The sequence below is a fragment of the Halorubrum sp. AJ67 genome (assembly GCF_000513435.1).
Genome location: NZ_CBVY010000018.1, coordinates 35459 through 42805, shown reverse-complemented (window position 1 = coordinate 42805; position 7347 = coordinate 35459). Strand labels below are relative to the sequence as shown.

Genomic DNA, 7347 nt, shown 5'->3' with positions numbered 1-7347 from the left:
TACCGATCGCCTACGCGCCCCCTCGGGGGTCAGATCGCCCCGGCGAAGTTCCGGAGCGTCTCGCGCAGTTCCCAGTTCAGCTGGGTCTCGAACAGCCCGACAGCGGCCCCATACACCGCGACGCCGGCCGCGACGAGGACGACCAGTTCGAGGATCGCCCATTCGAGCGTCAGTGTGGCCTGAAGCCAGAGGACGACCCCGCCCATGAGGAGGCTCGCGACGGCCGGGTAGGCAATCTCTCTGAGCAGCCGACCGAGGCTCGTCTCGACCGACTTGATCACGAGGTACACGTCGATCGGCATCACCGGGAAGACGTAGACGCCGAGGACGGCCGCCGCGGTCCCCACGATTCCGAACTCGCGGGTGACTGGAATGATGATCGCCGCCGTCAACACGAGCCGGAAGACGCCAAGTTTCGCCATGTAGTCGGGGCGACCGAGCGCCTTCCACACCGGCGAGTACGCCGACCCCAGCGCGATGAGGAGGCCGTACACCGCGACGATCTGCATCACCGGCACCGCCGGCCCCCACCCGGGTCCGAGGACGGCCTCGACGAAGGTCGGCGCGACGACCCCGATCCCCACTGAGGCGGGAAACGCGATCACCATCGTCACCTGAAGCGTTCGGTAAAACGCCGACCTGAGGGCGGGGATGTCGTCTTGAAGCTGGGAGTACGCCGGAAAGGCGACGCTCGAAATGATCTGCGAGATCTCCGTCGCCGGTGCCTTGGCGAACTGGTACGCGACCTGATATAATCCGAGCGACGTGGCGGACAGTAGCCATCCGATGACCGCGTCGTCGCCCTGATTAATGACGAAGTAGACGCTCTCGGAGCCGGTGATCCACTTCCCGAACCCGAACAGGTCGCGGGCGATGTCGAGGTTGAGTTCGGGCCACGGGCGGTAGCCGTGGACGGCGTACGACGCCAGCAATCGCGCGGCGTCGGAGGCGACGTATCCCAAGACGAGCGCCCAGACGCTCTGCGTCGCGAGCGCGACCGCGAGCGCGACGACGAAGTTCGTCAGCGAGCCGCTCATCGTGTAGACGAACTGCTTGTGGAACTCGAGGTTCTTCCTGAAGTAGACGATACCGGGATTGCGAAGCCCTAAGAGCAGGGGCGTGAGCGCGATGGCCCGGAGGATCGGGGTGGCGCGGGGCTCACCGAAGAAGCCCGCGACGAAGGGCGCGACGCCCACGAGGATGCCGGCGAGCAGGAGTCCGCGGAGGATCTCGATGCTCCAGTAGGTGTTGAGATAGCCGTCGACGTTCCCCGACGCCTTCTGGATGAGCGCCTGATCGAACCCGATGTTCGAGAACCGCTTGAACGCCGTCAGCGTCAACAGGGCGATACCGAGCAGGCCGAAGTCCGCCGGCGAGAGCATCCGGGCGAGGATCGCGATCATCAGCAGCTGTAGGCCGCGGTCGAGGACGTTCGTTATCGTGGCCCAGATGCCGCTTTCACCGTCTGCTCGGTGAGATCGCCGCCGGGCGTGAGGCGGGTGAGAAAGCCGTCGGAGTGAAGAGAGCGGTGACATGGTGCGGTCGGTATAGTACTGTTCCCGAGAACCCGCGTCGAGGGCATTGTTATGAACGCGTTACCGGCCCGAGACGGCGGTGTCGTCGACTGTGATACGGTCGCGCATACGCGGCCGCCGTGCCGCGCCGGCCGGCCGGAGCGGCGTAACGGCCGTCCTAACAATGGTTCCCCGAAGCCACATCGAACCGATGGACACACCGGACCGGCCGCTGGTCAGCGCGGTCGTGATAACCTGCGATCGCCCGGAGAAGTTGGTGGGCGCGCTCGCCAGCCTCCGCCGACAGACGTACCCGAACCTCGAACTCGTCGTCGTCGACGGCTCCCGAGAGCCGGTCGAGTCATCTTCGTCGGCGCGGCTGCGCTCCGAGTACGGTCCGGTCACCCCGTCACGGGGCGACCGGAGTCGCACGCAGGAGGTACGGTGGTTGGGACACAGAACGCACCTGCGTGCGGCTAGTTTGTCGACGCACCCCGATATATACTTTTTGTGATTATCTGAGTTACTTCCTCTCGGATACGCCGGAGCGCGTGTCGGGCGAAGGTTATTTATAGTAGTGTGGTAGCATTTGACACGTCAGAGCAATCGACCCTCCACCGTGCTGACGCGGGTCTCGCGGCCGGGGCCGAAAGATGGTGCCGATCGACCGCTCCCGTCACACGTAGAGTGATAATACCTATCCGTTCCGGGAGGTTATCGCCGGGCGCATCCCGGGATCCCCGGGAGGTTGGGACACATGGACACATCAGACAACGTGGAGGACGCGGTCCAGATCCTCCAGCAACTCGGCTTGAAGGAGTACGAGGCTCGATGCTTCGTCGGACTGACTCGGCTCGACACGGGAACCGCGAAGAAACTCAGCGAGATAACGGAGGTCCCCCGAACGCGGGTGTACGATGCGATACGGGTCCTCGAAGCGCAGGGACTGGTCGAGGTCCAACACTCCAGTCCGCAGCAGTTCCGCGCGGTCCCGCTGGCGGAGGCGACCGAGACGCTCCGTGACCAGTACGAGGAGCGCGTCGAGCGGCTACACGACGCCCTCGACACGATCGAGATCGTCGACGAGGGCGACAGGTCCGCGGTCCAGCAGATATGGGCGATCTCCGGGCACGAGGCGATCAACAACCGGACGTGTCAGCTCATCGAGGCGGCCACCGAGGAGGTCGTGTTGGTCGTCGGCGACGAGTCGCTTCTGACCGAGGAGCTCGTCGAGACGCTCACCGACGTCGACGACGACATCGATCTGATAGTCGGGACGCTGACCGAACCGCTCCGAGACGAGGTCGAGGCGGCCGTCCCGCGCGCCACGACGTTCGTCTCCGGCTTGGAGTGGCTACGGGACGACGAGGCGACAGACCACGAGACCGCGGTCGGGCGGCTCCTGCTGATCGACCGCTCGTCGATTCTGGTGAGTTCGATCCTCCTCGACGGGAACCGAGAGCAGGCGGTCTACGGGGAGGGGTTCGGTAACGGCTTCGTCGTGATCGCCCGACGGCTGATGGCGCACGGGCTAATTCCCGGGCAAGACGCGGAGTAGCGGTCGAGCGCGTCGCCGGGGGTCACGCCCCGAGCGGCCGTCCTCGTTTCCATCGTGGGAACGCTTTTGTCCTCTCCCGTCCGACAGGTCGCATGCCCGCGACCGCACCGACGCGCGACGACGTTCTCGAACGGGTCGACGCCCTCGGTCCCCCCGGAACGCCGGTGACGACTCCGGAAGTCGCCCGGGAGTTCGACTGTACCAAACGGACGATCTACAACCGCCTCGACGCGCTCGTCGCGGACGGACGCCTGCGGACGAAGAAGGTCGGGGCCAACAGCCGCGTCTGGTGGCGACCCGTCGACGCGGCGACGCACCACCGCGAGGCGGCGTCCGGGCGGTCGTTCGACGCGCTGCGAGGCTCGTCCCGGCGGCGAACGCCGCCGTCCGCCGAGTACAGTCCGGGCGACGAGGACAACCCCTCTGAGGGGTGGGCGTGACCGACCAGCCGGCTCGCCGCGAGGCCGTCGAACTCCTCCAACAGCTCGGACTGAAGGAGTACGAGGCGCGGTGTTTCGTCGCGCTTTCCCGGCTCCCGTCCGCGACCGCGAAAGAGATCAGCGAGCGCTCCGGGGTCCCTCGAACGCGGGTGTACAACGCGGCGCGGGTGCTGGAGTCGAAGGGGCTCGTCGAAGCCCGGCACGCGAGTCCGAAGCGGTACCGCGCCATCGCGGTCGACGAGGCGACCGACCTGCTCAGAGACGAGTACCAGTCGCTGACCGACTCGCTCCGAGAGGACTTACGGTCGATCGACCCCGTCGAGTCCGACGAGGGGTCGGACCCTCACCAGACGGTTTGGACCTTATCGAACGCCCCGGCGATCACGAATCGGATGCGTCGCCTCGTCGAGGGGGCCGAGGACGAGGTCGTCCTGCTGGTCGGACGCGAAGGCGAGGTAGCCGAACCGCTGCGCCGGACGCTGCGAGACGCCCACGGGCGGGGCGTCTCCGTCGTCGTCGGAGCGACGACCGACGCGCTCCGGCGGTCGTTCGAGGACTGTCGCGACGTCGATACGATCTCGCTGCGGGACACGTGGATCGAGCAGTCTGCCGCCGCCGGCACCGACGCCGAGATCGGTCGCGTGCTCCTCGTCGACCGGGAGACGGTGCTGATAACCACGGTCCACGCGGACGGCCGCGGAGAACGCCGCGAGGAGGCGGTGTTCTGTCAGGGCTCCGCCAACGGCGTCGCGACGATCGTTCGCCGTGCGGTCCTCGCGCTCCTCCCCGCGGACGACGTGGCGGCCGTGGCCCAGCAGTCCGGCGTCTCCTGACGACGGCGGGAGGCGCGCGACCGCCTCACAGACCGCGACGGAGGTCGTGTCGCGAGCCTCTGCCCCGCATTCGGCGGGGGCTTCGTTCGCCGAGGGGGCCAGAGCCCTCTTTTCTCTCGGGCGGCTCGACGCCGCTAGCTCCGTACTTCGGCGACGACGTACCGGAGGTCCCGTTTGATACCCCAACTGAACAGCTCGTCGAGCAGCAGCACCGTGAGGGTGTACACGACGGCCCCGATCGGCACCGTGAACAACAGTTCGACCAGCGGAGAGACGTCGACGAGTCCGTGCGCGTACCAGAGGACCCCGAACATGACCGCCGACCCGACCGCCGGGTAGACGTACTCGTAGAGGACCTCGAAGGGGTGGGCTCGGGTGAGCGTCGAGACGGCGTAGACGTCGAGCGGGAACATCGGGAAGAGGTAGACGCCGATGATGGCACCCGCGGTCCCTGCGACGCCCCACTGTGCCGTTGCCGGCCAGATGACGGCCGCGAGACAGACGATACGGACCGTGTCGAGTTTCATGTTGTAATCGGGGCGATCGAGCGCGTTGAACACCCCGCCGAAGTGCCGCGTTATCCCGTGAAGGAGCCCGAACACCGACAGCAGCTGGAGGGGGAGAATCATCGGCTCCCACTCGTCGCCGAGCGCGACCGGGACGAACGACGGCGCGATAAGCGCCATCCCGGCCGAGAGGGGGAAAGTGACAAGCGCGACCAATCGAGTCGTTCCCAGCAGCGCGTCCTTGAGCGCTGCGGGGTCGTCCTGTAGCTTCGAGTACGCCGGGAAGGTGACCGACGAGATCACCGCCGTGAACTGCGTGGCGGGCATGTCCGCGATCCGGTGGGCGTACTGGTAGAACCCGAGCGCGGTCGCGGAGAGGAACCACCCGACGAACGCGTCGTCGCCCTCGCTGTGGACGAACTTCGTGATGGACGATCCCGTGATCCACTTCCCGTAGTGGACGAGTTCCCACAGCGTCTCGCGGTCCACCGACGGTCTGGGACGGTAGTCGTGAAGGGCGTACGACAACGCCACTTTCGACGCGCTCACGCTGACGAATCCGGCGACGAGCGCCCACACGGTCGGGCTGACGAGCGCGTACCCGATGCCGACGACGAAGCGGGCGAAGCTGCTTGTCGTCTGGTAGACGAACTCCTTGTGGAACTCGAGGTCCTTCTGAAAGTAGACGACGGCCGGGTTCTGGAGCCCTGACAGAAGCGGCGAGAACGCGATGACGCGAATGATGGCCGCCAGCTCCGAGTCAGCCTCGCCGAAGAATCCCGCGATGAACGGCGCTGCGAAAAACAGTACGACGACGATCAGTACCCCGCGACCGATCGCAAGCATCCACGCGGTGTTCAGGTACTCGTCGATGTCCGCCGCCTTCTGCTGGACGAGCGCGGTGTTTATGCCGATATCGCTGAACCGTTTCATCGCGCTCAGCGTCAACAGCGCGACGCCGAGAATACCGAAGTCACGGGGGGAGAGCAACCGCGCGAGAACGACCAGCATCAGGAGGTACGACCCCTGACTGAGGAAACGGATCATGGTCATCCAGACGCCCCCCTTCGCGGCCTGCTGGACGACGGTCCCCCTCGGAACCAGCTTCTCGACGATCGCCCGGAGTCGGTCCCTCATCGCGGTCGAGTACCCCCGATTTGAGTGATGTTCGGACGCTTCCGTTCCATACGAGCGCTGTGTGACATCGTGAATAAAGGTATGCGCGACCTAACAGGCGACAAATAGGTTCTACTCGGAACCGGGAGAGTGCCAAGGCGTATCCGCCTTCGGGGTAGTCAGGTCGCTGAAGACTGGCTCGACCGCTCAGTGCCGTCGCCGCCGGCAGAGACGAGGATCGCGACGGACCGCAGGGATTCCGGATTTCGAAGCGCAGAACGGGCCGCAGCAGCGGCGTTAGGCACCGTGTACTAATGAGTCGCTCCGTGCGAGCATCGGATATGACGTCGCCGCGTACCGCTTTTCAGTTGTACAGCGTCCGGTCGGACCCCGACTCGCTTCCCGACGTCGTTCGGCGGGTCGCGGCGAGCGGATACGACGGCGTGGAGTTCGCCCATCGGTTTCGCCGGGAACCGTCCGAAGAGGTCGCCGCCGCGCTCGACGACACCGGGCTCGCACCGGCCGCGGTACACGCGGACCTCCCGACCATCGAAGCCGCTCTCGCCGGTGAGGACGACCTGTTGGAGCGGTGTGCGACCGTCGACTGTGACCGGATCGTCGTCGCCCACCCCGACTCGACGCACTTTCACACCCGCGAGTCCGTCCGCGCGCTCGCGGACCGCCTGAACGACGCCGCGACGGCCCTAGACGACCGGGGAGTGGAACTGGGGGTACACAACGACCGGCGATGGCTGTCCCCGTTGCTGCCGGGCGGCGTCGAGACGCTCATCGACGCGACGCCGATACCGGACGGATCGGACGAGTATCTCCAGGAGGCGACTCGGCGGCTTCGGGCTCGAAACGCGGGGAAGATTCCGCGCAGGACGCCGCTCTGGCAGCTCATCGCGGAAACGGATCCGGGTGCCGTCTGGTTCGAACTCGACGTCGCCGAGCTCCGCGCCGGCGGCGTCGCGCCGACCGAGGCGCTGTCGTTGCTCGACGACCGGGTGAAGATGCTCCACCTCCGCGACGTGACTCCCGGTCCCGGGCTCGACGACTACGAGAGCGTCCCGCACGGTGACGGCGTCGTGGACATGGAAGGGGCCCTCGATGTCGCCGGTGACGCCGACCTCGAATGGCTCGTGTACGAGAACGAACTGGACACGCCTCCAGAGACGAAAATCGACGACGGCAGACGGTTCTTCGATCGGATGCCCGGAGAGCGCTCCCCGACGAACGGATCGGTTTCCCTACGGGCGCAAGCCGAACGATGATCCTCGGTCGGGCGCTCAAACACTGCTCAGTCGGGCGCTCGAACACTACCGTCGAGGGAGTTCGAACGCCTGCTACCCGCCGCGAGACGGTGGCTCTCGTATCACC

Annotated in this window: 7 protein-coding genes; 5 read left to right on the top strand and 2 right to left on the bottom strand. The window is 66.3% G+C overall.

Features of this window, described 5'->3' with window-relative positions; genetic code table 11:
* Positions 1-29: 29 nt before the first annotated feature.
* Positions 30-1403, bottom strand: a complete 1374-nt coding sequence (locus BN903_RS12795; RefSeq protein WP_052334966.1) for a lipopolysaccharide biosynthesis protein — start codon at positions 1401-1403, stop codon at positions 30-32.
* Positions 1404-1698: 295 nt separating this feature from the next.
* Here BN903_RS12795 and BN903_RS18200 point away from each other — a divergent pair, with 295 nt between their 5' ends.
* The 4 genes from BN903_RS18200 (at position 1699) to BN903_RS12775 (ending at position 4345) form a co-directional block, all read left to right on the top strand.
* Positions 1699-2028, top strand: a complete 330-nt coding sequence (locus tag BN903_RS18200; protein WP_228841104.1) for a glycosyltransferase family 2 protein — start codon at positions 1699-1701, stop codon at positions 2026-2028.
* Between the two features lie 243 nt (positions 2029-2271).
* Positions 2272-3072 carry a TrmB family transcriptional regulator gene (locus BN903_RS12785; protein ID WP_048078114.1) on the top strand — a complete coding sequence of 267 codons (801 nt, stop codon included), beginning with the start codon at positions 2272-2274 and terminating at the stop codon, positions 3070-3072.
* Positions 3073-3164: 92 nt separating this feature from the next.
* Positions 3165-3512, top strand: coding sequence for a helix-turn-helix transcriptional regulator (locus BN903_RS18800; RefSeq protein ID WP_052334965.1), 348 nt, complete (start codon positions 3165-3167; stop codon positions 3510-3512).
* Positions 3509-4345, top strand: coding sequence for a TrmB family transcriptional regulator (locus BN903_RS12775; protein ID WP_048078112.1), 837 nt, complete (start codon positions 3509-3511; stop codon positions 4343-4345). The genes BN903_RS18800 and BN903_RS12775 overlap by 4 nt, the downstream gene beginning before the upstream one ends.
* A gap of 134 nt (positions 4346-4479) precedes the next feature.
* Here the strand turns inward: BN903_RS12775 and BN903_RS12770 are convergent, their stop codons facing one another.
* Positions 4480-5988, bottom strand: coding sequence for a lipopolysaccharide biosynthesis protein (locus tag BN903_RS12770; protein ID WP_048078094.1), 1509 nt, complete (start codon positions 5986-5988; stop codon positions 4480-4482).
* A gap of 347 nt (positions 5989-6335) precedes the next feature.
* Here BN903_RS12770 and BN903_RS12765 point away from each other — a divergent pair, with 347 nt between their 5' ends.
* Positions 6336-7241, top strand: a complete 906-nt coding sequence (locus BN903_RS12765; RefSeq protein WP_195155805.1) for a sugar phosphate isomerase/epimerase — start codon at positions 6336-6338, stop codon at positions 7239-7241.
* Positions 7242-7347: the final 106 nt, after the last annotated feature.